The 24,409-nt window shown below is 41.3% G+C and carries 24 protein-coding genes, 1 tRNA gene, 1 pseudogene and 1 CRISPR repeat array; of the genes and pseudogenes, 11 read left to right on the forward strand and 15 right to left on the reverse strand.

From position 1 onward, the window contains the following. The first annotated feature begins 185 nt into the window (after positions 1–185). Positions 186–649: direct repeats of the CRISPR family, unit length 30 nt; unit sequence AAGTTTCAATACCCCTCACAGCTTGAGGCG. 372 nt (positions 650–1,021) lie between these two features. Then, a tRNA-Arg gene (locus H6G41_RS03880) sits at positions 1,022–1,094 on the reverse strand. Between the two features lie 87 nt (positions 1,095–1,181). Next, on the reverse strand, positions 1,182–2,354 hold the full coding sequence (locus H6G41_RS03885; RefSeq protein ID WP_190743791.1) for a murein hydrolase activator EnvC: 1,173 nt from the start codon (positions 2,352–2,354) through the stop codon (positions 1,182–1,184). 385 nt (positions 2,355–2,739) lie between these two features. On the opposite strand from H6G41_RS03885, the gene H6G41_RS03890 reads away from it, so the two are divergent. Beyond that, on the forward strand, positions 2,740–3,360 hold the full coding sequence (locus tag H6G41_RS03890; protein ID WP_190744089.1) for a TMEM165/GDT1 family protein: 621 nt from the start codon (positions 2,740–2,742) through the stop codon (positions 3,358–3,360). A gap of 235 nt (positions 3,361–3,595) precedes the next feature. Here H6G41_RS03890 and H6G41_RS03895 read toward each other — a convergent pair whose 3' ends face one another. After that, positions 3,596–4,984 carry a response regulator gene (locus tag H6G41_RS03895; protein ID WP_190743793.1) on the reverse strand — a complete coding sequence of 463 codons (1,389 nt, stop codon included), beginning with the start codon at positions 4,982–4,984 and terminating at the stop codon, positions 3,596–3,598. Between the two features lie 708 nt (positions 4,985–5,692). Continuing rightward, on the reverse strand, positions 5,693–6,580 hold the full coding sequence (locus H6G41_RS03900; RefSeq protein WP_190743795.1) for a tetratricopeptide repeat protein: 888 nt from the start codon (positions 6,578–6,580) through the stop codon (positions 5,693–5,695). 378 nt (positions 6,581–6,958) lie between these two features. Between H6G41_RS03900 and H6G41_RS03905 the strand changes: the two genes are divergently transcribed. After that, positions 6,959–7,981, forward strand: a complete 1,023-nt coding sequence (locus tag H6G41_RS03905) for a hypothetical protein (protein WP_190743797.1) — start codon at positions 6,959–6,961, stop codon at positions 7,979–7,981. A gap of 91 nt (positions 7,982–8,072) precedes the next feature. Here H6G41_RS03905 and H6G41_RS03910 read toward each other — a convergent pair whose 3' ends face one another. Further along, positions 8,073–9,242, reverse strand: coding sequence for a homocysteine biosynthesis protein (locus H6G41_RS03910; protein ID WP_190743799.1), 1,170 nt, complete (start codon positions 9,240–9,242; stop codon positions 8,073–8,075). Positions 9,243–9,686: 444 nt separating this feature from the next. Here H6G41_RS03910 and H6G41_RS03915 point away from each other — a divergent pair, with 444 nt between their 5' ends. Next, positions 9,687–9,986 carry a hypothetical protein gene (locus H6G41_RS03915; protein WP_190743801.1) on the forward strand — a complete coding sequence of 100 codons (300 nt, stop codon included), beginning with the start codon at positions 9,687–9,689 and terminating at the stop codon, positions 9,984–9,986. Positions 9,987–10,044: 58 nt separating this feature from the next. Here H6G41_RS03915 and surE read toward each other — a convergent pair whose 3' ends face one another. After that, on the reverse strand, positions 10,045–10,725 hold the full coding sequence (gene surE / locus H6G41_RS03920; RefSeq protein ID WP_190744091.1) for a 5'/3'-nucleotidase SurE: 681 nt from the start codon (positions 10,723–10,725) through the stop codon (positions 10,045–10,047). A 112-nt stretch (positions 10,726–10,837) separates the two neighbouring features. Continuing rightward, positions 10,838–11,401 (reverse strand): Uma2 family endonuclease, encoded by a 564-nt coding sequence (locus H6G41_RS03925; RefSeq protein WP_190743803.1) that lies wholly within the window; start codon positions 11,399–11,401, stop codon positions 10,838–10,840. A 136-nt stretch (positions 11,402–11,537) separates the two neighbouring features. On the opposite strand from H6G41_RS03925, the pseudogene H6G41_RS34950 reads away from it, so the two are divergent. Next, positions 11,538–11,651, forward strand: a pseudogene (locus H6G41_RS34950) (Uma2 family endonuclease); the annotation flags it as partial. Positions 11,652–12,007: 356 nt separating this feature from the next. After that, the gene (gene psb32 / locus H6G41_RS03930) at positions 12,008–12,745 is read left to right on the forward strand and encodes a photosystem II repair protein Psb32 (protein WP_190743805.1); all 738 of its coding nucleotides are present in this window, start codon (positions 12,008–12,010) and stop codon (positions 12,743–12,745) included. Between the two features lie 294 nt (positions 12,746–13,039). On the opposite strand, the gene H6G41_RS03935 is transcribed toward psb32, so the two are convergent. The 3 genes from H6G41_RS03935 to H6G41_RS03945 form a co-directional block, all read right to left on the reverse strand. Next, a complete protein-coding gene (locus H6G41_RS03935; RefSeq protein WP_190744093.1) occupies positions 13,040–13,423 on the reverse strand; it encodes a DUF4346 domain-containing protein in 384 nt (127 codons plus the stop codon). Between the two features lie 74 nt (positions 13,424–13,497). Further along, on the reverse strand, positions 13,498–14,670 hold the full coding sequence (locus H6G41_RS03940) for a GNAT family N-acetyltransferase (RefSeq protein ID WP_190743807.1): 1,173 nt from the start codon (positions 14,668–14,670) through the stop codon (positions 13,498–13,500). Positions 14,671–14,827: 157 nt separating this feature from the next. Then, complete coding sequence (locus H6G41_RS03945) at positions 14,828–15,568, reverse strand: RibD family protein (RefSeq protein WP_190743809.1); 741 nt, start codon at positions 15,566–15,568, stop codon at positions 14,828–14,830. A gap of 293 nt (positions 15,569–15,861) precedes the next feature. Between H6G41_RS03945 and H6G41_RS03950 the strand changes: the two genes are divergently transcribed. Next, positions 15,862–17,907 carry an ATP-binding protein gene (locus H6G41_RS03950; protein ID WP_190743811.1) on the forward strand — a complete coding sequence of 682 codons (2,046 nt, stop codon included), beginning with the start codon at positions 15,862–15,864 and terminating at the stop codon, positions 17,905–17,907. 360 nt (positions 17,908–18,267) lie between these two features. Here the strand turns inward: H6G41_RS03950 and H6G41_RS03955 are convergent, their stop codons facing one another. From H6G41_RS03955 to ndhC, 5 genes are all read right to left on the reverse strand, one after another. After that, a complete protein-coding gene (locus H6G41_RS03955; RefSeq protein WP_190743813.1) occupies positions 18,268–19,896 on the reverse strand; it encodes a tetratricopeptide repeat protein in 1,629 nt (542 codons plus the stop codon). Then, a complete protein-coding gene (locus H6G41_RS03960; RefSeq protein ID WP_306790416.1) occupies positions 19,896–20,060 on the reverse strand; it encodes a hypothetical protein in 165 nt (54 codons plus the stop codon). The genes H6G41_RS03955 and H6G41_RS03960 overlap by 1 nt, the downstream gene beginning before the upstream one ends. A 306-nt stretch (positions 20,061–20,366) precedes the next feature. Next, positions 20,367–20,894 carry an NAD(P)H-quinone oxidoreductase subunit J gene (locus H6G41_RS03965; protein WP_190743815.1) on the reverse strand — a complete coding sequence of 176 codons (528 nt, stop codon included), beginning with the start codon at positions 20,892–20,894 and terminating at the stop codon, positions 20,367–20,369. After that, entirely contained in the window at positions 20,887–21,624 is a 738-nt protein-coding gene (gene ndhK / locus H6G41_RS03970; protein ID WP_190743817.1) for a photosynthetic/respiratory NAD(P)H-quinone oxidoreductase subunit K, read from the reverse strand. Before ndhK ends, H6G41_RS03965 begins: the two co-directional genes overlap by 8 nt. Further along, complete coding sequence (gene ndhC, locus H6G41_RS03975) at positions 21,615–21,977, reverse strand: photosynthetic/respiratory NAD(P)H-quinone oxidoreductase subunit C (RefSeq protein WP_045872960.1); 363 nt, start codon at positions 21,975–21,977, stop codon at positions 21,615–21,617. Before ndhC ends, ndhK begins: the two co-directional genes overlap by 10 nt. A gap of 195 nt (positions 21,978–22,172) precedes the next feature. Here ndhC and H6G41_RS03980 point away from each other — a divergent pair, with 195 nt between their 5' ends. The 5 genes from H6G41_RS03980 (at position 22,173) to H6G41_RS04000 (ending at position 24,366) form a co-directional block, all read left to right on the forward strand. Beyond that, the gene (locus H6G41_RS03980; RefSeq protein ID WP_190743819.1) at positions 22,173–22,517 is read left to right on the forward strand and encodes a rubredoxin; all 345 of its coding nucleotides are present in this window, start codon (positions 22,173–22,175) and stop codon (positions 22,515–22,517) included. A 183-nt stretch (positions 22,518–22,700) separates the two neighbouring features. Then, positions 22,701–23,723: a photosynthesis system II assembly factor Ycf48 gene (locus H6G41_RS03985; RefSeq protein ID WP_190743820.1), complete on the forward strand. Its 1,023-nt coding sequence runs from the start codon at positions 22,701–22,703 to the stop codon at positions 23,721–23,723. Positions 23,724–23,841: 118 nt separating this feature from the next. Then, on the forward strand, positions 23,842–24,090 hold the full coding sequence (gene psbE / locus H6G41_RS03990; protein WP_190743823.1) for a cytochrome b559 subunit alpha: 249 nt from the start codon (positions 23,842–23,844) through the stop codon (positions 24,088–24,090). Positions 24,091–24,099: 9 nt separating this feature from the next. After that, a complete protein-coding gene (gene psbF, locus H6G41_RS03995) occupies positions 24,100–24,237 on the forward strand; it encodes a cytochrome b559 subunit beta (protein ID WP_015115279.1) in 138 nt (45 codons plus the stop codon). A gap of 9 nt (positions 24,238–24,246) precedes the next feature. Then, positions 24,247–24,366, forward strand: a complete 120-nt coding sequence (locus H6G41_RS04000) for a photosystem II reaction center protein L (RefSeq protein WP_010997988.1) — start codon at positions 24,247–24,249, stop codon at positions 24,364–24,366. The last annotated feature ends 43 nt before the right edge of the window (positions 24,367–24,409 follow it).

Raw genomic sequence — 24,409 nt, forward strand, 5'->3', positions numbered from 1 at the left:
GACGCATCGAAGCGGGGTCAATTTCCCTGGAGATCTGCCAAAACTTCAAAGCGCCTATTGATTAAGGCTTGTAGCTTTTATGGTGTCAAGTAATTTACTTTTTTAAGTGTTAAGTGACAGGCAACTTTGGCAGATCTGACAAAATGCTTTTGGAAGTCGTTGCTAGTGAAGGATTTGAGGCGCTGAAGTTTCAATACCCCTCACAGCTTGAGGCGGGTTGAAAGGTAGTAAACGCAGATTTTGGTTTATTCGCTCCTCCTACGTTTCAATACCCCTCACAGCTTGAGGCGGGTTGAAAGTACGCTGCTAGCTACCCCCACCTTTTTTCTCAAAAGTTTCAATACCCCTCACAGCTTGAGGCGGGTTGAAAGCTTGAAAATCATAAATATCAGTAGCTTTCTTTAAGTTTCAATACCCCTCACAGCTTGAGGCGGGTTGAAAGCCTTTTTTATTAACTTTGGCTGGCTTAAAGCAAGTTTCAATACCCCTCACAGCTTGAGGCGGGTTGAAAGATGAGTTGTCCAAATTTATCTACTTTGATGAGGGAAAGTTTCAATACCCCTCACAGCTTGAGGCGAGTTGAGATCTGTGCGTATAGCGTTTTTGGGATGTTCGTCTAGATTTTCAATACTTTGCTTAAAGGTACGGTTGGCAGAAGATATTACAACAAGACACAGGCAATTTTTCAATTTCATCCAACCTTGTTGATAGAGCCAATAAAAATTTGGGATAGAAAGAAGATTTTAGGATTCCATCAATACTATTTGAAACCAACAAAAAAACACTTTTTAGGTGGGTTGAAAGGATAGAGCAACAGATTCTTGATTTGGAGGGACTTACCTGTGTCTCTACTATTGACTAATCTTATCGGTGATTAATTGCTCTGCAAAAGCATATTGCTGCCATACTTTAGATATAGCAGTATAACCCTGTGACATTAATCTGTTAACAGTGACATCAATTTGTTAAAAATGACATTAATCTGTTAACAGTGACAAATAATTAGTTAATGTACAAAAAACGAGCGCGGAGGGATTTGAACCCCCGACCCACAGAACCGGAATCTGTTGCTCTATCCACTGAGCCACGCGCCCTCAATTTTTTGTATTATAGCACATTTTTCATAGGGCATGGGGCATTGGGCATTGGGTATTTATTATTTCTCCTTGTCACCTTTGTCACTAAAGATAAGCCGCCGGATCTACGGGCGTACCATTGCGGCGGACTTCAAAATGCAGGTGGGGCCCGGTAGATAAACCTGTGGAACCGACAGATGCGATCGCTTGTCCGCGTTGTACTCCTTGCCCTTCAGAAACATATAATTCACTGGTATGACCATAAAGTGTGGTGATACCGTCGCCGTGGTCGATAATGATAGCTTTACCATATCCTCCATACCAGCCAGCAAAAATTACTGTTCCCGAATCAGCTGCACGAATTGTACTACCATAGCTAGCAGCAAAATCTAGTCCGGCATGAAAGCGACGATAGCCTAAAATTGGATGTATCCGCCAACCAAAAGGACTGCTAGTAGCTGCATCGCTGGGATAGGCTAACATTCCAGTGCCGCGAATAATGACGCTTTTAGTACTGCTGTTGGTTTTGGCTTGGGCTTCGGCTATTTTTTGTTGAATTAGCGCTTCTAAATTTTTAGAATCTTGCTCTAGCTGGTTTTGTGCTGCTGCTAAAGCCAAGCGATCGCTATTGAGGCGTTGAATTAACTCGGCTTGTGATTGGGCTTGTAATTGATAATCGGATTTTTGCGCTAGTAATTGCTCTCTAATTAAGGCAATTTGATTTTTTTGCTGTTCTACTGCGGTTTTTTGCTCAATAATCGCTTGAGCTTGTTCATTCAGTTTAGTTAAAATTTTCTGGTCTGCTTGATAAACTAACTTGAGTTGATAACGGCGACTGATAAAATCGCTGATATTTTCACTTTGCAGTAAAATCCCCCAGCCTTGATAGGCTGACGATCGCTGAAGAAACCGCAATCTTGCAACCGTAGCTACTTGGCGTTCTTCATAGGAACGTTCCGCTGCTTCTAAGTTAGCCTGTAATTGCTGGAGACGTTCGGAAGCTAGCTTTAATTGCGATTCGCTGTATTGAATATTGCTGTTAGTAGTATGCAGATTTTTGTTAATCCCTGTCAGGCGATTTTGTGCAGCCTGTTGGATATGATTCAAGCGATCGCGTTCTTGAACGACATTTTGACGTTGTTGCTGAATTTGTTGCTGTTGTTGTCGTAAATTGTCAATTGTTGGTGCAGGTGTTGCGCTTACTGGTAGCCACACCAGCAGCCAGCAGATAATCAACATCCAGCTGAACTTAATATATTGAGAAAATGGCGCTTTCATCCCGTTTCCGCCCAAGAATTCCAAGCATAACCAGCATTGTTCCCAAAACTCAGGCAGAACTAACAGGAGGGTCTAGGGGCTAGTGGCTAGGGAAGGGAAAATAGGAGAATTAGTTTATATTTACTAAGTGTATTGACTCATCTCCCGGACAGATATACAATTTTGAGTGAATAGAAGGGGAGTAGCTGCTGGTAATTTAAAACCAGCCCGTCTGAATCAACATACTGGCGATGAGCCTGGTTCAGGTGACAAATATTTAATATTTGGAAAATATTTGGAAGCGAGACCTTCACTAAGTTCACACAAAAAAGTGTGGAGCTTGGTGAAGTTTTTGCGCTTTCATCAAGCTTCGCATCATTTAATGATTCTTCAGGAGCTTGAGAGAGTGCTAACAGCTTTCACCGCAGGTTTGTTATTAATTACAGTTTCCGAATTAGGTGATAAAACATTTTTTATCGCCGTCATTTTAGCAATGCACCACTCGCGACGCTTGGTATTTACTGGGGTGGTAGCTGCTTTAGCTGCAATGACCATTCTTTCGGTAATTTTGGGACAAACAGTATCTTTGTTGCCCAAGGTGTATATTCATTATGCGGAAATAGCTTTGTTTATTGCCTTTGGTCTTAAGCTCCTGTATCAAGGTAGTAAAATGTCATCTGCTAGTTGCGATACAGAGGTAGTAGAAGAAGCCGAAGCTGCGGTGAAGCAAGCAGATTTAGAATTACCCAAACGCAAAACACCACTGTCAATTTTAATTGAAGCCTTTGTTTTAACATTTATGGCAGAGTGGGGTGATCGCACGCAAATTGCTACCATTGCCCTAGCAGCTGGGAATAATCCCATTGGGGTAACTGTGGGTGCAGTTTTAGGACACGCCATTTGTGCCGCGATCGCTGTAATTGGTGGCAAAATGATTGCTGGTAGAATCTCAGAACGTCAACTAACTTTAATGGGTGGATGCTTGTTTTTGATATTTGGTGTTATTGCTGCAATTGAAGGCGCATAATTAACAGCAAAATTCTCATATATTATGTAGGCATTGTAGACAAAACACGGGATATGCTGGGCAATGCCTACAATTAACTTTAATTCCGTCTTTGTAAGTAAGCATTCCAATTGTTACTTATACCAATTACCAAAATATATGATTCAGATTGTCAGCCTTGAAACTTATCCTCAATCTCAATCAACAGTCAACAGCCAAAATGAATATTTTTCGTAACTGAAATAGGATTGCTATATTAGTTTCTCACAATCGGAATTTCTATCCAAAATTCTGTGCCTTCTCCTACTTCAGATCGGAACCAAAGATTTCCTTTATGTTTCTCTTCAATAATTTGTCTACTAATAGACAAGCCTAATCCAGTTCCTTTACCTATAGGTTTAGTCGTAAACATCGGTTCAGATAAGCGTTGCTTAACTTCTGGTGTCATACCTATACCATTGTCAGCAATTTGAATTGTAACAACTGAATATTGTTCATTAAAATTAGTACGGATTCTAATCTGTCCTTGATAATGCGACAAGGCTAAATCATTATTAAAAAATACTTCTTCTATCGCATCAATTGCATTGATAAAAATATTCATGAAAACTTGATTTAAAGGTGCAAGAAAACATGTAACTAAAGGCAAATTTTCATACTCTTTAATAACTTGAATTTCTGGGCGTTCGGGGTTTGCTTGGAGGCGGTATTGTAAAATTAATAATATGGAATCAATACCTTCATGAATATCTATAGGTTGGGCAATGGAATCATCACGACAGGAAAAGTACCTCAGTGCATGAATCATTTGTGCCATGCGCTTTGTACCTTTATGCATAGATGAGATGATTGCAGGAAAGTCGTCAATCAAATAATCTAGATCTATTTCAGCTAATTTGTTAACGATTTCTGCTACAGGTTGAGGATAGTATTCTTGATATAGATTTAATAAATCAATAAAACTTTGTGTATATTCTGAGGCATGACTGAGATTGCCTAAAATAAAATTTACTGGATTATTAATTTCATGGGCAATTCCTGCAACTAATTCACCCAAAGCAGACATTTTTTCTCTTTGTACTAAGCTAACTTGAGCTTGGTGAAGATTATGCAGAGTTTGTGATAATTGGGATGTTCTTTCTTCAACCCTTTGTTCTAAATCTTGAGTCAGCATTTGTAACTTGGCTTGAACTGCAAGACGTTCTCCTATTTCTGCTCTTAGTTGCTGATTTTGAATTTGCTGTTGTTTTGTCAAATTACGTATTTTTAAATGTGTCTTGACACGAGCTATAACTTCTTCTTGCTCAAATGGTTTAGTAATATAATCTACTGCGCCCAAACTGAATCCTTGAATTTTATCAACCGTGTCGGAAAGGGCTGTCATAAAGATGATAGGAATATCACAGGTTTGCGGATTAGATTTTAAGCGATCGCATGTAGTAAATCCATCCATTCCCGGCATCACTACATCCAATAAAATGAGATCTGGACAAGCATATTCAGCTTGAGCGATCGCACTTTCACCATTAATAGCAAACAATATCTTCCAACCAGTATCTATCAATGTGTCTGAGAGTATTTGTAAATTATTAGGGTTATCATCCACAATCAAGATTATTCCTGTTTCCACAGTAGTTATATTCATTGTTAACCTCTGCGATCTAGCTGAATTATTTCTTTGTTTTTTTTCATGGAAAAAACGAGTAAAATCTTTTTTAACAATAAGTTGAATTGCTGAGTAACTTTCACAGAAGAATTATAGGCTATAGCAAATATTGTGATCGCTAATCATCAACTTCAGCCATTAATATTACGCTTAGACAAGCGATCGACAAATATTACACAAAAGCTGGCTCCCAAGTATTCATAAAATCAGTGGCGTACAATTAGTGGTGGTTTTAACCCCTCACTTCCAACTTTGAATTTTTAATTTTTAATTACCTGAATGAGTGGACATATTTATTAATCCCAAAACCGTACATCTACTCACATCAAATCAAAAAAATTATCTAACTGTATTTTTTAATAAGTATAAATTCTCACGATATCGCAATCCTACTGCTGCGAAAATTCTACAGCCGCCTACATAAAACTGCGAGATAGATTTTTATATTTGCGAGAGAAATGCTATTGCTATAGGCAGATAACGCCAAATTCAGCCTTGGTGATGATGTCACTGCATTCAAAAAGTGGGAATTCTGGGGAGCGATCGCTCATCATGACTTAAAATCCTAGTTCATGGGTCAGTTGTATTCGCGATCGCTAATTATTTTCTTGTCAGTTTTTAATACACTTCTTGCCTAATTTGTCAATGCATCATTTCCCAAAATCTTCACTTGTGAAGTGAATGTTGTTACGGTTTGCTTTCAGATGACGGAGTAGCCGCAGCAGAGGGTGTAGTAGCCGGATTAGGAGATGGCGCTACCTCAGCGGCTTTATTAATTTCGTCTTTGTACTGAGCAGGTGCTAAAGCTGAGGCATTATTGAACAAAGTTTTCGCTTCTGCAACTTTACCTTGTTGCTTAAAGAGCATCGCCTTAGCCAAAACTGGACGAAAATCCTTGGGATCTTTCTTCGCTGCTTGATCGTATACAGAAATAGCTTGGGTATAACTTTTCTGAGAGGCGTGAACTGTGCCCAACAGCACCTGTACGCCCACCGTATCCACACTACCAGGTTGAATTTTATTGACTTGGGGTGCAGCAGTCAAAGTATCTTGTAATAAACCAATGGCGGCTTCCGGGCGTTTTTGACTTAAAAGCAGAGACACCATACCTTGTAAAGCCTTGAGATCGCCTGGTTTTGTGGACAAAACAGAACGATAAGCTTGGGCTGCACCTTCCTTGTCACCTAGTTGCTGCTTTGCTTGAGCTAGCAAAACTGTATATTCTGTCTGATCGGGATTAAGCTTAGCTAGCTTTTCTAGAGGTTCAATGACTCCCTGGACATCACCTTCTTTAAGACTTAACAATTCTAGCCTTGCCTGTAGCAACCCTTTGAGAGCAGTCTGATTTTCTGGTTCCCTTTGCAAAACCAGCTGATAACCTCTAACTTCGTCCTGTAATTTTGATTTTTGGTCAGGGGTAGCTGAATTACCCTTGGTACTGGCATTATTTTGGGTTGGGGATTGTGTTGTATTATTATTAAGTGCAGAAATTAAGGGAACCAGAGAAATTCCCACAAAAGTAAGAACTGCCAAAGCCAAGACGACCTTAACTATCCAGCTGCGCGGTTGAGACACAAGACTAATTTCTCCTGAACTTTAATTGACATTATCATCTACATAAATCTGAATAATCCGAAAGTTAAAAATTTCCAAAACTTTGCGGAATACCCTCGATTGCCTGTGAATTTTATAACAAATAACTATACACGCTGCTAAAGTAAGTGATGACTTTAGGAGGAGCCGTCAGGATTTAACCTATGATATGCTTCCCGAAACTAGTCTAAAGACGCTAAATTACACATTTAGTGTACAACTGTGTCTTTAGAATGCTTAAGAGCGCTCAGTTGTGGTTGGTTGAAAGCAAATATACTTTCATCAGCCGCACAAACGCTCTTTTCAGCTGCCTTCGTAAAATCCCACAATGGGATGTGTCTCCGCCGCAAGGAGTTTTTTATGAATTCCGACCTGATGCCGTCGCCCGAATCGTCCAATGCTTCTGCCTCTAACCAAGGCCAAATTACAGTAGAGGCAGCCGCTAGTGTTCCTACAGTAGCAGCCCAGTCCTCTAAACCAGAAAATTCCCCTGTGAACCTTAGCGAAACTGCCGCCAATGGGAACTTAGCTAATCGGCAGCAACCGATTCCGCCTCCCAGTGAACCGATGCAGTACCGCGCCATCGGGTTAGTCCGAGGTCGTTACCTTGCCAGCGATGAACAATTCACTCAAGGTAATCTGCTAACTAGTGATGGTGTAGAACTCAATGCCGTACTCCTAGGACGGATTATGAGTTTAGTTAAGAATCATTTAGATTTAGAACAAGAACATCTGTGGGTAGTATATCCACGTACAAGACAAGAGAATGATACCTTGCACCTCCAAATTGTCGGCGTTTGGGAGCCAGAAAAACTGGCTAAACAGTTGACAGAGGAGGATGAGCAAGATTCGGGAACAGAAGAATTAGATATCCCGGAAGAGCCTGTGTCTGACAGTGCCAACGAATCTCCAAGCACCCTTAAACCCTCATCAGAAATTCCTGATGGTGGTTTTTCCGTTCGTGGTGAAGTCGTCTACCAGTCTTTTGATGCCAAGAGCTTAGTAGTTAAGATTAAACAGGCTCCACGCAAACCAACAGACAAGCCCAAATATTTTAAATTAAAACTGACGGGTGTTCTCACAACCAAAGCTGTGGGCAAGTTTTGGGACTTTCAAGTGAAGCGACAAGCTGACCTATTACTCATCGAAAGCGCAGAAGCGATCGCGGATTTACCCAAAAAGCGCAAACCACCATTCAGAGGTGGTGGCCCTCGTGGTGGTGGCGGTGGTGGTAGAAGACCATTCACCCCCAGACGCGGTAGCGATACTCCACGCCCAGTCAAGAAAATCGGTGGCGGCGGTGACCCCTCAGCTGTGTCTAAACCTGTACCAAAAACACCTACTCCTAAACCGGTTAAGCGTCCGAAACCGACTCAGGAGTAGGGCATTGGGCATTGGGCATTGGGCATGGGGCATTGGGCATTGCTATTTCTCCCCTGCTCCCTGCTCACTACCCCTCTGCTTCTTTGTCCTCTCAAAATTCCGTCCATCGGTCTTGAGGGAGAAATGAACGATCCATTGGAATTGGAGAAACTGGTTCAGTGAGGGTAAATTTCCCAGCCTCGATCCATTCTTTCAATTCCAAGGCAACTTGCCGCGAGAAAAACAAACTGGCTAGAGGTGCAACACGCACTGTTCTGCCTTCAATGGTGACACGCCCAGACTTGAGTTGGGCGTAACTCACCAAACCAAATGTAGGACGCACGCGCCGAGGAATAGAAAAGTCTACAATGGGCGCGACTAATTCTTGATCTTGCACTGCACAATGTTCGACTACTTCGGCTGATAATACCGGTAGTGGTACGCCTACGCCCAGCATTAACGAAGGGCCATAGCTTTTGAAATAACATCCCCTCACCCACCTAGCATCCATTTGCTTGGCATCACCAATTAAAGCTAAAGTTGCAGCCGGGCCAATGGGCGTATGATTAGCTAGGCGTTTTTGTAAGGGGAAGTGTTGAGTTCCTTCCCAAGCGACATAACCAATTCCCCCACCTAAAAAAATTCGCGTACCAATACCGACTAGTTGTAAATCGGGGTCGTTAAGTAAAGGGGAAATTGCGCCAGGATTGGAGTAAACTGCATTTCCTAAACGTGGTTGTAAAGGGCCGAGATAAGTAAAAAGTGGGCGATCGCCTCCATTCACCCCAACAATAAAATTTTGGTACAAATTACGGGGATTAAATAAATAAAACTGATTGATTGTTTCCCGCATAATTGTAGTTTCAAAGGTAGCTCTGGGGTAACAATCTGTAACTTGTCCTTGGGCGCGTACTTGTACAGCTTTACCTGCAATTAAATCTTCTATCACATGACCGCCACCTCGTTCCCGCACTTCTTCACCATCAATCGCATCAGCAGGACAACTCGCACCCAGATATAAATCTACTGCACCAAAACCAGAGTATGCAGGGACGCCATCTAACCAACAACGGCGAATTTTAATTGGTGGATCGGTGTGTCCTAAATTAATAATTGCACCACTTGATTCCATTGGCTCAAAAGTTCCTGTGGTAATTACATCAACTTCTTGAGCAACTCGATTAACACCAACTTCAGCAACTCTTGCTTTTAATTCTTCAACTGTCAAAACTACTGCACGTTGGCTGCTGATTTTTTCGTTAATTTCCGCAATTGTTCGCATATTAAATGTAGCGAATTCCTATATTCATTGTGGAGCAACATAGCTGTCACGTTAAATCATTATATTTATCTACATATTTGTCTACTGATCTGGGTTTTGAAAATAATTAGGCGATCGCATTAATTCTATTTTCTAATTAGTGGTATTAAAAATATTTTCTTTAACCGTAAGATTACTTATTTATTGTAACGACAGTGCAAATATACTGACTTTTTTTATTTTTAGGATTAAAGTTGATTAAACAAGCTTGGAAAAAAGTAACTAATTATGAGAAAAATTTGTAATTAAGTGGATTCTCGCTATAATCTGCTACGAATAAATACGTATTAACTAGCAATTATATTTTAATAGTGGCGGTTTCCCAGTGTTAATGCGTATATTAAATTATTCAATATCCGTAGGGATATTAGGATGTTGAACTTTCAAAATTAGGGTGGTGAAGAAATGATTTCATCAGGAGTGGAAGTTAAAGTCGGGCGATTGGAATCTATTGTTGAGCAAATTGGCGAAGCAGTACTTTCTACTACGGAGACAATTGAGAGTCTAGCGCAACGACTAGAGACTCTGAGCGTGCAAGTCGAAGCCCAAGGAAAGCAGTTACAGCAACAGGGTTATCAGATTTTTGCATTGTGCGACGCTGTACAGACCCTTGCAGAATCTCAAGATGATTCTTTACAAAAACTCGGCCATCTGACAGAAACACTAGATAAGCTGATGATACTGTTACAAGGGTCAGATGAGTAAGAATAGGGATGATGTTGATTGTTGAGTGTTGACTGTTGACAAATCAGCTTCTGTGCAATCACACCCTTAATTTGGTAACAGCAATGTTACCGGCAAAACAGACATCTACATCGCTACCAGGAGTGCGATCGCGTTTGCCATATTCCCCAATATAATAAAAACCATCGCCGTCAACTCGATAGTTAATTGGCAATGCTTTAGTACAGGGTTGGCAAAACACCACCTCCGGATCTGGTTCTCCTGGTTGCAGATGTGGTAAGTTAACGTTCCAGAATTGTCCTGGTTCCAGGGGTCGCTCAAGTAAATCAGCTAAAATTTTAGTTGTGAACTTAGCAGCGAGTTCCCAGTCAAAATTTTGCTTGGCTTTACGATACTGAGAAATGGCAATTCCCGGAATTCCATTCATTGCAGCTTCTCGCACCGCCGCTACAGTACCGGAAATATAAGCATCTACGCCTAAGTTACCGCCAGCATTTATTCCCGATAACACAAATTTGACATTTTCATTAATTTGTGTTATGGCGATTCTTACACAATCTGCGGGAGTGCCGGCGATCGCATATTCAGTTTCTGAACGTCGCTCAAGAGTGATGGGGCGAGTCGTGGTAACTTGATGTCCACAACCAGATTGATGATCTCTCGGCGCAGCGATAATTACATTTTTGTCTTTGACAGCATTGAGCAATGCTTTAATTCCAGGTGCATCGATACCGTCGTCGTTAGTGAGGATGATAGTCATATATTTGAGGAAAGCCACTGGAATTTTAGCGTCAACTGTCCTTGAAGTCTAACAATCCCTCGTTACAGCTACCTTAATTAAGTGATGAGCTAGATAACCTCACACTGTCTAGTTAAACTTGCAACTCAAATCCAGGTAATACATCTTCTCCAGAAAGAATAGCTGGCATTTGCACAACTTCCACAAATTGATTGAGTCGGTAAATTTCTACTGTTGCATCTTGAGGATTAATCAACCAACCCAAACGCAAACCATTGTCTATATATTCTTGCATTTTCTGTTGCAAAGGTTTGAGTGAATCTGTTTCTGAACGCAGTTCAATAACAAAATCTGGTACAAGGGGCGGAAATTTTTTACGCTGTTCTATTGTTAAAGCTTCCCACCTTTCCAACTTTACCCAAGCTGCATCAGGAGAACGTTTGGCACCATTGGGCAATGTAAAAATAGTTGAAGAACTAAAAACTTTTCCTAATTTAGCTTGACGATTCCAATTATTCAAATCAGTAATTAAGTCGGCTTCTCGATTGCCGCTTTCTCCTCCAACTGGTGGCACAATTATTAATTCTCCTGCTGCATTCATTTCCAAGCTTAAGTCTTTATTGGCAAGACACAATTGATAAAATTGCTCATCGTTTAAATGAGCGATTGGTTCAAGATTTAGAACAACAGTATTCATTGAACTTTTCTCAGTGCCTTCTCTAATAACAATAGTTGCCTTTATTTACAAGTTTAACATTGTAAATTAATCTGCAATTTTTACATACAAAGGTTTGCTACATTAACGATCATCCGGCAACTTTGAGGATGAAAAAATTGTTAGAGAGTACTCACCCCCGCTTCAAAGTGGCGATCGCTTAACTCCTCCAGAATTTGAACGGCGTTACGCGGCTGCACCCCACATCAAGAAAGCAGAATTAATTGAAGGCTAACTAACTCAATAGATGAGAAAAGATTAAGATAATCAATTAATAATACAAAAAATATTCAATTCTATGGTAATATGCCGCAATGGTTTGCAAAATCCGCCCAATTAGAAAATTTACCTCTAATTGGGCGGAATTCCTGGAAAATATTTCCGACACAACTGTAAGGACGGGTTTACAGATATCCTCGCTGATTAACAACGCTATGAATAAACCCGCCACTACTGACAAGCGAAACGCAATAAAATCTATCTTTGGGGTATAGCAAAAAACTTTCAGCCCAAAAAAGCTATCAACCAGGTGATTTTGACATGGGTTGTGTAGTATTTTTGGTGCAAGTCTCTTTGAGAGTTTATCAAATGAAACAGCTCCTCAATCAAGCAATTATCATTCCCAAATACTTAATTAAGCTAATTCTGCCATTAGTGGCGATCGCTCTAGTTTCCTTTGTTGTTGTCCCTTCCGCCTTAGCTACTGGTGTATATCAAATACCCAATTTAGCAGCAGATAACAGCACCTGGGTGGTAGATGAAGCCGATGCAATTAGTCGGGTGAACGAAGGCAAGATTAGCAGCACCTTGTCAGATTTAGCAAAGCAAACTGGTTATGAAACCAGAATTGTCACCATTCGCCGGCTTGACTATGGAGAAACACCAGACAGTTTTGCCAAAGCACTGTTTGAAAAGTGGTTCCCAACCAAAGAAGCACAAGCTAATCAAACCCTATTGCTAATTGATACTGTCACCAATGGTACAGCCATTGTTACCGGAGATAAAGTCAAGTCGTTGCTGACAGACTCTATAGCCGAAAGCGTAGCCTCGGAAACTGTCATGGCACCACTGAGAGATGGTAACAAATACAACCAGGCCTTCTTGGATGCGAGCGATCGCCTAGTTGCTGTCCTCTCCGGACAAACCGATCCCGGCCCGCCAAAAGTTGTAGACAAAGTACAGGTAGAAGGCACATTCAAGAAAGCCTCCGAAACTGACCAAAGTAATGCGACAGCTTGGGTAGTAGGACTATTAATCGCCGCCACTATTATCCCAATGGCAACCTATTATCTCTATCAAGTTAATCAACCATCTAACAATGGTTAATAACTAAGGGCATAGGGCATGGGGCATGGAGCATGGGAAATAATTTTGGATACTTCTCCTGGCGGAGAGGCAACGCCAACGACAAGCTCAGCACAAGTTTTGAATTTTGTTGGATTGTCATCTAAAATCCAAAATTCCTTGCGCTGCTTGCCCCTGCTCTGCTGCTGTCTTAAGGGTATGTCTTTAACTAGACACCATACAATAATTGGTCATTCTTTTTGACAAATGACAAATGACTCATGACCAATGACTAATGACAAAATTCAGTCTTTTGTTGCGTATGTGCAATAAATTTCAATCTTGAATATATTCTTGCCCTGTCACTAAAGCCATCTCAGCCCGGACAAATTCTCTGCCCAAGTAAGCTGCATGGTCTAAAAGACTAACTGGACAGGGCTGAGTTTCTTCAAATATTGTGACGCAAAGTTCCTTAGCAGTTCTCCCACTAAATACAGTTGTGTGAGTTCGTTCTACTTTTCCTCTAGCAGGAATTACCTGTCCCGTTTCTGGATCTACAGCTAAACCGCGCTCATCAATTACATTTGTAAAATGCTTGGCATAAATTAATCTTGCCTCTCGATCCAAGTAGATAATGAAATATCCACTAGGGTCAAGGTCAATATGTCTTGCAGAGAGCTGTTCGTCAATCGCGGCCAAATCTTCTACCATCAAATCCATAGTCATTTTTTAAAGCAAATTTTTGCCAAGTTTATACAGACTATTTATAGTGTAATTTATTGTCTTTAAATATCTCATTTACTAAAGGGTAACTCGGCATTAATCGAGTCAATTTCTTGTTGTTCGAGTTGATTTACTTCACTGATATAAGGCAACAGAATTTGTCCTAAACGGTTATTGTAAAAGCGATGTAAACTGTGATTGGGTTTAGCAGGAAAGCCGCGCCGTTTTTTATGTCTTCCACCAGCACCAGGGTCAAAACTTTGAATATTGTTAGCGATCGCCCACTCAATCGGCGCATAATAGCAAGCATCAAAATGTAAGCAATCGATTTCTTGAAAGCTTCCCCAATAGCGTCCATACAGTCTATCGCCCTTAAATAAACAAAAAGACATTCCTATTGGGTGACGGCTATCTTGCTCGCTATAGGCAGCAAAAAACAGCACCCTATGGCGATAATTACCAGGTAACTGTTCAAAAAACCGTTTTGTTAGGTATTTACTACCCCACCAGCCAAACTTGTCACAGGTATCTGCGTAGAACTGATACATCAAAGGAAACAGCGAATGGGGAATTTCCTCACCAGTCAGCGGTTGTAACCGTAAACCCGCTTTTTCCACCGCTTTACGTTCCCGCTTAATATTACGGCGTTGATTGGCGTTAAACACCCCTAAATAATCATCAAAATTCTTAAATGCACTATTGTCCCAGATATAACTATGATGCAACCAACTGGTAAAGCCTTGTCGTTCCAGTACAGGACGCCATTCGGGATCGACATATAAAAAATGACAGCCAGAAATCCGATGCTGGTTGCAAAAAGAGTCAATCTCATGCAGCATCAAACTTGTAATTTCATCCTCATCTTCTCCAGGCGCAATTAAAAACCGATAGCCTTCAGCCGGAGTAAACGGCGTCATTCCCAATAATTTCGGGTAATAATCCACCCCAATCCGTTCAGCTAAACTTGCCCATTGGTGATCGAAGACAAATTCGCCAGCACTGTGTCCTTTAAGATAAAGAGGAGCCGCAGCAATTAGCGTTTTGTCACGCCATACAGTCAAGTGATTGGGTAACCAACCAGTTCTCCTAGTAGCACTGTGGGAGATTTCCAAATTATTCAACCACTCCCACTCTAAAAAAGGAGTTTTCAGCGGTAAAGCCAAAGCATCCCAAGCTTGTTGCGGGATTTCAGCAATTTTATCGCTCCAAACGATAGAATAGCGAGGTTTTAGTTTTTCTATCATCGTGTGGTTTTTTGGTGAGGGACGGTGAGGGGTTAGGGGCTAGGGAGAGGGAGAAGGGAGACAAGGGGGGACAAACAATTCAAAATTCAAAATTCAAAATTAAGAATTCTATTTGACTTTTGCCCAATGCCCAATGCCCAACCCCTAATAGAGTAATCTAATCTACTGTTTGTTGCAGCTTATAGTGTAAAAACACTTCTTGATCGACTTGACGGACTTCCAGAAGTTGTAGGTGGGGAGCGACATTTGCCATAAATCCTTCACCTTGCACAGGTGTGGGTGCATTAGCACCACCCAAAATCAAAGGACACACTGTCAGCCATAATTCATCGATTAAATCTAATTCCAGCATTGAAGCTACTAACTCACCACCCCCTAATATTGCTAGGCGTGTTATATGTAGATATGCCAGGTGTTTTAATGCTGCAAGTATATCAATCTTGCCAGTTGCGGTTTCAAAAACCAAAATTTGCTCAAATTTTGCAGCGCATTCCACCGGGGGAGCGTCCCCCGTCTTCGGAAGTGTCTTTTCACGTCTTTGCCAGGAAAGTCCCCCGGCTGTAGTCGTGAGCAACCAGCGTCGAATTGGTTGTTGAAAAAAGTGAAGTTCCGGATTGAGGTTAGCAGAGTGTGTAATGACTATATGAAGCGGCTGGGCAGATTTGCCCTCCTGCATTCGATGTTGCAGCAGTGTTGGATGTGATACGGTAAGTGTCGTACCGTAAGCACGGAGAGTGCCAGCACCAAATAAAACGGCGTCAGAGGCAGCAATTTGTTCTTCCAGGTGTGCTTTATCAGCCTTTGAACCAAACCGAGCAGGTGCTCGCCTGAAATCTGCTATTTTGCCATCTGCACTCATTGCCAAAACCACTGTGGTATGAGGACGATGTTGCACCATTGAATTGCTTTGATAGTTTTAATATTTTGCTTGTGGGTGTGTTGAATAACAAAAATCCATGCTTGCAAGTTGCTGTTTACTAATTTCCCAACTGTATACATATGCAACACCAGTCTTTTTTACATCTAACCTTCAAGGGTTTTGGTATACCATGTTTCATTTTGCGGATACCAGCTTTGATATGTTTAAAACTTGGCAATACAGTAGACATAACTTCATAAAATGTCTCATTTGGCTGGATTAGTTGCATATCTTTAGCTATTGTGGTTTGCAGATGCGAAGTGAGACATTCGATGGCAAAGCCTCGTCAATCATCCTTTAGACGTATATTATTGACCAGAATATTGCTGGTGTTTGTGCCAGTATTATTGATAGGAGAGATAGTGGCCTTAAACAAGGCACGCACTAGCCTATTGAAAAATGCTCGGCATAATTTAACAGAAAGCGCTGTCATTAAAGGGGAGAAGATTAGAGATGCGATCGCTACCCTGAAAACTACTTTACTCATTATCAGTAGAACAAAAATAATAGAATCACCTTCGCCCATCGAGACGGAAGAATTTCTCACTGAGATATCACAACAACTGCCAACCCAAATAGACTGTATTCAATTAAAAGATGTAAAAACTGAGAAAATAGTTGCCAGCACCTGTGGCGATCGCGAAATTGAAGAACCGAGTTCATCTTTTCCCAATGTCGGTGTTGATATCCAAGCTATATTACCGCCAAAAGTTGGAACCACAGGTTCTAGAGATCCCCAAAACCAACTGCAATTATTATTATCTGCACCAATCTACGATAAAGCAGGTGAACTGCAATATAGCTTAAGTATTAAGTCAGCATTATATCAACAAACTAAAAATAGTCCAGGTTCCCTTTCAGGTTCTCTGGTAGTTTTTACTGAAGATGGTACCATCTTGGCACATCCAACACCAGAAAGATTGGGGACGAATATTCAAGAGTATTTAACTAAGCCTCAATTTCCAAATCTCATTCAAAATATATTTATTGGGCAACCAGGATCTATGATGTTGTCCTTACAAGAAGGACAAGAACTGTTAGCTGGATATACAGCAATTCTCGATCCTACCAATCAAGAATCGCCGCAAAAATTGATTGTTTTAGCTGTAACCAGTGTTGATAATGCTCTGTTTGGTTTGGAAGAAATCAAACTGATTCTTATAGTTTTAACAGTTGGTTTAATAGGTGCTAGCTTATTAGCATCCTTATATTTAGCACCTTACCTAGCAGGGCCTGTAGAAGAATTGCGAGATTATGCTCTCAATATTGACAGTCACCACAAAGCCCAACCAATACCCCATAATTTTAAAATTAGAGAATTTAATCAACTAGCACAAGCCCTAGACCAAATGGTTGAAAGGCTGAGAGCCTGGGCTGAAGAATTAGAAATAGCTTGGAAAGAAGCAAAAACTGCTAATCAAGTTAAAAGTCAGTTTTTAGCCACAACTTCCCATGAATTACGCAATCCCTTAAATATTATTATTAATTGTGTGCGCCTAGTTCACGATGGTTTATGTGATAACCGCGAAGAAGAAATAGAATTTCTCAAGCGTGCTGATGAAACAGCAATTCATTTATTAGGAATAATTAATGATTTGCTGGACATTTCTAAAATTGAAGCAGGTAAACTTTCAGTAGTTACAGAACCTCTTGATCTGCGACAATTACTTTTAGAAGTAATTAACTTACAATCAGTCAATGTTCAACAAAGACACTTGCAGTTAAAAACCGATTTGGGTAGCGAACCAATTCCTGTTCAAGCTGATGCAGCAAAACTCAAGCAAGTACTAATTAATGTGATTGGTAATGCAACTAAATTCACAGAACAAGGCAGTATTACCATAGCTTGTGAAATTCAACAAAGCCACAATCAACCACAAGTATTAATACATGTCACAGATACAGGCATAGGCATCGATCCTGCCCAACAGCATAAACTATTTCGCCCCTTTATGATGGTAGATGGTGCCAGCAGACGCAAAATAGAGGGTACAGGATTAGGGCTAGCGATTTCGCGTAACTTAATCGAACTCATGAAAGGTAGCATTACCCTCAAGAGTGCTGGACTTTATCAAGGGACAACAGTAACTATAGCCTTACCTTTAATAGATATTGCGTTTTTATCACCTTCAGAAGCAGAAGAAAAGTTACAAGATATTGAAGTCTGCGCTACAGATGAAGCAAAAAGGGGAATAAATAGCTACCCTAAGTTACTGGAAGACTCTCTAGTGAATGGAACGCAAAAAGTTGCGATAGATGAGCCGCACGATTTATCAATTTTAGATGATCCCCGTGAAGTTACTAGTTCTGTTGGGTAATATTTCATAGCTAGAATCAGAAACTTCTCGTTGCAAATCCCAGCTTTGAAGTTTTGAAGTCAAGCGATCGCCTTCACAACCCCATCATTCCCCCTCAAAACAAGAAACTTCTCATTCCAAACCCCAGTTTTGAGGTTATGAAGTCAAGCGATCGCCTTTACAACTCCATCATTCCACCACAGAACACAAAACGCCGCGCTTGAAACAGAAACATTCTCATTTGAAACTAAAACGTTCTCACTTGAAACAAGAGCATTCTCACTTGGAACAAAAACGTTCTCGTTTGGAACAGGAAATTTTGAGTTCAGAACACGAAACTTGGAGATTAAACCTTGATTTATGAGGCTGAGAAGTTGAATTTTACTTTTCTGAGGCGAGGCGATCGCGAAGAGATGCGAAATTTTCACTAACAGTAATAGTATTAGGATGATTTTCCCCTAATTGTCGCTCACAAATATCTAAAGCTTGGATGTACAAAGGTTCGGCTTGGCTGTATTTTCCCTGGGAATCGTAGAGTCCCGCTAGGTTGTTGAGGCTAGTTGCAAAATCTGGATGTTCCTCACCAAGCAAGCGTCGCCTTAATTCTAAAGCTTGGATGTACAAAGGTTCGGCTTGGCTGTATTTTCCTTGGGAATCGTAGAGTCCCGCTAGGTTGTTGAGGCTAGTTGCAACATCTGGATGTTCCTCACCGAGCAAGCGCCGCCATAAATCCAAAGCTTGGATGTACAAAGGTTCGGCTTGGCTGTATTTTCCTTGGGAATCGTAGAGTGCTGCTAGGTTGTTGAGGCTAGTTGCAACATCTGGATGTTCCTCACCGAGCAAGCGTCGCCTTAAATTCAAAGCTTGGATGTACAAAGGTTCGGCTTGGCTATATTTTCCTTGGGAACGGTAGAGTTCCGCTAGGTTGTTGAGGCTAGTTGCAAAATCTGGATGTTCCTCACCAAGCAAGCGTCGCCTTAAATCCTTTGCTTGGATCAACAAAGGTTCGGCTTGGCTGTATTTTCCTTGGGAACGGTAGAGTTCCGCTAGGTTGTTGAGGCTAATTGCAACATCTGGATGTTCATCACCGAGGAAGCGTCGCAATAAATCCAAAGCTTGGATGAACAAAGGTTCAGCTTGGTTGTATTTTCCTTGGGAATCGTACAGTGCTGCTAGGTTGTTGAGGCTGGTGGCTAAGTCTTTCTCTAAACCTAATTCTTTTTGCAATTCTACAGCTTTGCTTAAATACTCAATGCCTAATTCTTGCTCTTTCTTATAATCTTGAAACTCGCCTTGGTTGAGTCTTTTTCTATAAATATCTCCTAAGCTAAAGTATAAAGTCGCTAAAGTTGTATCTTTAACACCGCGCTGTTCTAAATCTTGAATAAACCCTTGTAAATCTTCTATAGGCAACAAATAATCATTTTCATCATCCAAACCGGAAATTTCATGCTCCCGGAAAGCAAAACGAATCGCTTCTAAATCTTTACCAGCAACCGTATTTTTCTTTCTTGATACAAACCGAAAAACACCATTGCGCCAACTCCAAAAATCAGGGGCTTTTTTAATTAACTCAACTAATATTTGATTAGTCACCCACAACACAATGGCAAAAGGAAATGCCCTCAATGCTTCCCTAGTCCACTGTAAATAACCAAAAAAAACTTCTTGTTCCGAACGTTCCTTACCCAATTTAAGAAAATGAAGCTGTTCTGCACCAGTCACCGTAATTACTGCTGGATTATTTTCCCGCAAATACTCTTCACTTTTTACTAATTGAGAAATAGCAGCCGTCAAACTCGGCTCATCCCTTGCCAATGTCACCCGATAACAACGGATTTGCGGCTGTAATTCTGCTTCATACTCAGCAATAATTTCATCCCGAAAACTAGCATCATCACACACAGCAATTAGCAAATTTAACCGATTGGCTTTAGTCTCAATAGAAATAGTTAAATAATCATAAGCATCTCTGTTGTCATCATCTGTCAGTAATTCCTCATTCATCATTAATTAATCAACCCCCTACGTCTCAAAGTTTCTACAAGAATGGGGTGAATATCATACCAAGTTTCATCATTACGATATTCCAATATATACAATCCATGCAGTAATTCTAAAAACTCTGACTGCTTTACATCTTCACGCTCAAAATTATTATAAGTAGTTGCCAAAATTCTCAAATCTTCTTTTCCAGAAGTGGAAACAATTCGAGATTATTATATGCTTGCTTAAAAGATTCTTGTAATTCGCTAGACATTGGCTTTTACAAAATAATATTTTTACTGCATATTTATATTAATGTCTACCTAGTCCCAACTCGAAAATATTTCCTTTTTTTTCTGTATCTCTGCTTGAAAAGAAAATATCATCTTCTTCCATGCTAACCCCAAAAAAACAATACCCCCCTCCGCCGCCGGAGAGGGGTTAGGGATGAGATAACACAATTCTCACTGCTGACACTCAGCAATTAGCACTGTCTAATAAGCGTCTTGCAACTCGTAGAAATCAGGCGAGATGTAATCCTTCCGCAAAGGCCAGCCTACCCAATCTTCAGGCATTAGAATTCGCTTCAGGTTGGGGTGTCCTTCATAGATAATACCGAACATATCATAAGACTCGCGCTCTTGCCAGTCTGCTGTCTTCCAAATCCAGTACACTGAAGGAACTGTAGGGTTTTCCCGTGGGAGGAACACCTTCAAGCGGATTTCTTCAGGGCGATCGCTATTATCACCTACTTTAATTAAGTGATATACGCTCACTAACTCTTGTCCAGGGCCCAGGTCAATTCCACCCTGAAACTGGAGATAATTAAACCCGTAAGCATACAAAGCTGTAGAGATGGGGAGTAAAAAATCTGGTGCTACCTTAATTATTTCTACCCCGTTGGCATCAGGTGCCAAAACCTCATGGTCAAAGCCATTTTCACTCAACCACTGAGAAACTTTCCCAGCTTTTACCAGAGACTCTTCTGCTGCTGGTACTGGCTTAGATTCTTCATCAGCCACGGTTGGTTCCCTCCTTTTGTTTCTGGGATGTCAATAAAGCAGGTGGAACTGGTAAACCAATCGCTTCCGCCAATTCTTTGGGTGGTGTAAAGCGAGTATCTGACTGCATATACTTACCAGTTAAAATTTGCTCTACTGGCTTGAGATTATGAGTTGTGCTGTAGTAGCGGTGGGTTTGCTTAGTTTGATCCCGTTCTTGGATGGAATCATTGGCTATCTTCTTCCGCAGCTTGATAATTGCGTCAATAATCGCTTCTGGACGCGGCGGACAACCAGGTAAGTACACATCTACAGGAATGAGTTTATCAACTCCACGCACAGCCGTGGGGGAATCAACGCTAAACATCCCGCCTGTAATTGTACAAGCTCCCATCGCAATCACATACTTTGGCTCAGGCATTTGCTCATAAAGACGTACCAATTGGGGTGCCATCTTCATGGTAATTGTCCCAGCAGTGATAATTAAATCAGCTTGGCGGGGGCTAGAACGGGGAATTAGCCCAAAACGGTCAAAATCAAATCGAGAGCCAATTAAAGCTGCAAATTCAATAAAGCAGCAAGCCGTACCAAATAGCAACGGCCACAAGCTAGAAAGCCGCGCCCAGTTGTAAAGGTCATCAACCGTAGTCAGAATTACGTTTTCTGAAAGGTCTTGAGTCACAGTCGGACGCTCAATCGGGTTGATGATGCGTTCTTTGTCCTGGGTTGTTAAATTAGAATTCAAGACCATTCCAAAGCTCCTTTACGCCATGCGTAAACTAAGGCGATTACAAGAATTGCAATAAATATTAGCGCTTCAATGAATGCCAATAGCCCTAGACGGTGAAAAGCTACCGCCCAAGGATACAAAAACACAGTCTCCACATCAAAGACGACGAAGACCAGCGCAAACATATAGTAGCGGATGTTGAACTGAATCCAGGCTCCGCCAATCGGTTCCATCCCGGATTCGTATGTTGTGCGCCGTTCCGCACTTTTGCCGCTGGGTCGTAGGAGCTTGGACGCTGAGAGCGCCAGGGCAGGCACTAGGCTACAGATAATGAGAAAGCCTAGAAGGTACTCGTAACCGCTGAGAACAAACACAATTGATATCTACCGCTTATGGTGTAAATAACGCTGTAACGTTCTTTTACATTATATCTTTTAGGCATTTCTGAAATCTGGGAAACAGAAGTGCTGAAGGTATTTGATTCGTTTTTAGTTGTGATAGAAAAGTCTAACAGTTATGTCATAATTTGTAACGTATATTTAAGATTTCTCTGCTGCGAGGCCTAAGCAATGAGCGAACAAAGCGAACAAGCTGTTGAGACTCAAGCGTTAGACCGCTATGAGTGTCGTGCCTGCGGTTATGTCTACGAACCTGAAAAGGGAGACGACAAACATGATATTCCCTCAGGAATATCCTTCGCAGACCTACCCATAAATTGGCGCTGTCCCGTATGTAGTGCAAAGAAACAAGCTTTCACTAGCATTGGCCCAGCAGGTCAAGCATCAGGCTTTCGCGAAAATCTGGGTTACGGTTTAGGCGTCAACACCTTGACCCCAACCCAAAAAAACCTCCTGATTTTCGGTGCTTTGGCACTAGCCTTCTTATTTTTTATCAGTCTCTACGGGTTACAATAGATACTTAGTTAAAAATCTCTACCCACAAAGACAATAGGGATGAGGGAGATGAAGAGGACAAAAAGGACAAGGGAAATAAATTAACAAATGCCCAATGCCCCATGCCTCAGACCTAATGCCCCACGCCCAATGACAACTGACAACTGACAAATTTAGAAACAACTAAGAAATAAAAAGATACTGATGCAAGCAATTTTGAAAGGTTGGCAACGAATATTTGCCCTGTTGATAGTTGTCCTGATGTGTATAGGTTGTAGCAAAGTCCCTTCTACTAGCTATAACCCCTGGGCAATCATTAATGTACCCACAGAAGCAAAGCTGTTAGATATTGCTTTTACAGAAAATTCTGAGCATGGCTACTTGGTAGGTAGCAATGCCACCATTTTAGAAACTAATGATGGTGGTGATACTTGGAAACCGCTAAATCTAGAACTTGATGACTCTAGGTATCGCTTTGATGCTGTAAGTTTTGCTGGTAAAGAAGGATGGATTGCAGGCGAACCTGGTTTGCTACTGCATACTACTGATGAAGGTCGTTCTTGGTCGCGTATTGCCCTCAGCGAAAAACTACCTGGTAATCCGATTAGTGTCAGCGCTCTGGGGCCAAATACAGCCGAAATGGCTACTGATGTAGGCGCTATCTATCAAACCAAAGATGGCGGTAAAAACTGGAAAGCCCAAGTAGAAGCAGCAGTTGGTGTGGTGCGTAACTTAGAACGTTCTCCCGATGGTAAGTATGTTGCTGTTTCTGCTAAAGGTAGCTTTTATTCCACTTGGGAACCAGGACAAAATGCTTGGGTACCTCATAACCGCAATAGTTCTCGTCGCGTAGAAAACATGGGCTTTGGTGATAATGGGCAAATGTGGATGCTGGCACGGGGAGGTCAGGTACAATTTAGTGACCCTACCAAACCCGATGAGTGGCAAGAAGCACAAAATCCCGAATTATCTACTAGCTGGGGTTTACTGGATTTAGCTTATCGCACCCCTAATGACATTTGGTTGGGTGGCGGTAGTGGTAACTTACTGCACAGTGCTGATGGTGGTAAAACCTGGGAAAAAGACCGGGATGTGGAAACAGTAGCCGCTAATTTTTACAAAATTGTGTTTTTCCAACCCGACCAAGGATTTATTATTGGCGATCGCGGCGTTTTACTAAAATATAACCCTAACGTAGCAGCAGCTGCTTCATCCGAGCCTGCTTAGGGCAACACTAGCCTATGTAATTATCCAGATTTCTGAGAAGGACGTTGCAAGTTGTAACTCTTTCTAAACTTTGTAGGATAATAAACTCAATAACTGTCTTTGTGAAGGTAGAAATTCGATGTCAGGTACCACTGGAGAGCGTCCGTTTTCGGACATTATTACCAGCGTTCGTTACTGGGTAATTCACAGCATCACCATCCCAGCATTATTTATCGCGGGTTGGTTATTTGTCAGCACCGGACTGGCTTATGATGTTTTTGGCACACCCCGTCCTAATGAGTATTTCACCGAAGTACGTCAAGAAGTGCCCATTGTAAATAACCGCTTTGAAGCTAAAAAGCAAGTTGAAACCTTTATCGGAAAGTAGTTTGAAATCATGACTAGCGGCAACAACATCAATCAACCAGTTACCTATCCAATTTTTACAGTTAGATGGCTTGCAGTTCACACCTTAGGTGTGCCAACCGTCTTTTTCTTGGGCGCGATCGCCGCAATGCAGTTTATTCAACGCTAGGAGCAACTCATGGAAAGAACGCCCAATCCCAATAATCAGCCGGTAGAACTTAACCGGACTTCACTGTACCTGGGACTACTACTAGTTTTTGTTCTGGGTATTCTGTTCTCCAGTTACTTCTTTAACTAACTGGAACAACTTTTGTTAATCATTTATTTATTCAACTTGTGTT

Source organism: Tolypothrix sp. FACHB-123 (genome assembly GCF_014697075.1).
Lineage (GTDB): Bacteria > Cyanobacteriota > Cyanobacteriia > Cyanobacteriales > Nostocaceae > Aulosira.

What these genes read in the sequence shown, in the direction of transcription:
- H6G41_RS03905 (WP_190743797.1), top strand. Translation starts at nt 6,959, where the DNA reads ATGAATTCCGACCTGATGCCGTCGCCCGAATCGTCCAATGCTTCTGCC.
- H6G41_RS03910 (WP_190743799.1), bottom strand. Translation starts at nt 9,242, where the DNA reads ATGCGAACAATTGCGGAAATTAACGAAAAAATCAGCAGCCAACGTGCA.
- psbF (WP_015115279.1), top strand. Translation starts at nt 24,100, where the DNA reads ATGACTAGCGGCAACAACATCAATCAACCAGTTACCTATCCAATTTTT.
- H6G41_RS03885 (WP_190743791.1), bottom strand. Translation starts at nt 2,354, where the DNA reads ATGAAAGCGCCATTTTCTCAATATATTAAGTTCAGCTGGATGTTGATT.
- H6G41_RS03935 (WP_190744093.1), bottom strand. Translation starts at nt 13,423, where the DNA reads ATGGATTTGATGGTAGAAGATTTGGCCGCGATTGACGAACAGCTCTCT.
- H6G41_RS03940 (WP_190743807.1), bottom strand. Translation starts at nt 14,670, where the DNA reads ATGATAGAAAAACTAAAACCTCGCTATTCTATCGTTTGGAGCGATAAA.
- H6G41_RS03945 (WP_190743809.1), bottom strand. Translation starts at nt 15,568, where the DNA reads ATGGTGCAACATCGTCCTCATACCACAGTGGTTTTGGCAATGAGTGCA.
- H6G41_RS03950 (WP_190743811.1), top strand. Translation starts at nt 15,862, where the DNA reads ATGGCAAAGCCTCGTCAATCATCCTTTAGACGTATATTATTGACCAGA.
- H6G41_RS03980 (WP_190743819.1), top strand. Translation starts at nt 22,173, where the DNA reads ATGAGCGAACAAAGCGAACAAGCTGTTGAGACTCAAGCGTTAGACCGC.
- psb32 (WP_190743805.1), top strand. Translation starts at nt 12,008, where the DNA reads ATGAAACAGCTCCTCAATCAAGCAATTATCATTCCCAAATACTTAATT.
- H6G41_RS03895 (WP_190743793.1), bottom strand. Translation starts at nt 4,984, where the DNA reads ATGAATATAACTACTGTGGAAACAGGAATAATCTTGATTGTGGATGAT.
- H6G41_RS04000 (WP_010997988.1), top strand. Translation starts at nt 24,247, where the DNA reads ATGGAAAGAACGCCCAATCCCAATAATCAGCCGGTAGAACTTAACCGG.
- ndhK (WP_190743817.1), bottom strand. Translation starts at nt 21,624, where the DNA reads ATGGTCTTGAATTCTAATTTAACAACCCAGGACAAAGAACGCATCATC.
- H6G41_RS03915 (WP_190743801.1), top strand. Translation starts at nt 9,687, where the DNA reads ATGATTTCATCAGGAGTGGAAGTTAAAGTCGGGCGATTGGAATCTATT.
- H6G41_RS03985 (WP_190743820.1), top strand. Translation starts at nt 22,701, where the DNA reads ATGCAAGCAATTTTGAAAGGTTGGCAACGAATATTTGCCCTGTTGATA.
- surE (WP_190744091.1), bottom strand. Translation starts at nt 10,725, where the DNA reads ATGACTATCATCCTCACTAACGACGACGGTATCGATGCACCTGGAATT.
- psbE (WP_190743823.1), top strand. Translation starts at nt 23,842, where the DNA reads ATGTCAGGTACCACTGGAGAGCGTCCGTTTTCGGACATTATTACCAGC.
- H6G41_RS03925 (WP_190743803.1), bottom strand. Translation starts at nt 11,401, where the DNA reads ATGAATACTGTTGTTCTAAATCTTGAACCAATCGCTCATTTAAACGAT.
- H6G41_RS03955 (WP_190743813.1), bottom strand. Translation starts at nt 19,896, where the DNA reads ATGATGAATGAGGAATTACTGACAGATGATGACAACAGAGATGCTTAT.